General features: G+C 58.4%; 1 rRNA gene. It reads left to right on the forward strand.

Annotated features, from left to right (window positions below):
* Positions 1-350: ribosomal RNA gene (locus tag B7C41_RS20325) — 23S ribosomal RNA — on the forward strand; the annotation flags it as partial.
* Positions 351-361: the final 11 nt, after the last annotated feature.

The raw sequence follows: 361 nt of genomic DNA on the forward strand, positions 1-361 counted from the left end.
GGCGAGGCCACCCGCCGAGTTTAAGCATATCAATAAGCGGAGGAGAAGAAACTTACGAGGATTCCCCTAGTAACGGCGAGCGAACCGGGATAGGCCCAGCATTGGAATCGGGCTGCCATGTAGCAGCTTGAATTGTAGTCTGGAGAAGCGTCCTCAGCGACGGACCGGGCCCAAGTACCCTGGAAAGGGGCGCCGGGGAGGGTGAGAGCCCCGTTCGGCCCGAACCCTGTCGCAACACGAGGCGTTGTCGGCGAGTCGGGTTGTTTGGGAATGCAGCCCTAATCGGGCGATAAATTCCGTCCAAGGCTAAATATAGGTGAGAGACCGATAGCGAACAAGTACCGCGAGGGCGTGACAAAGC

Source organism: Cognaticolwellia mytili (assembly GCF_002104475.1).
Taxonomy (GTDB): Bacteria; Pseudomonadota; Gammaproteobacteria; order Enterobacterales; family Alteromonadaceae; genus Cognaticolwellia; species Cognaticolwellia mytili.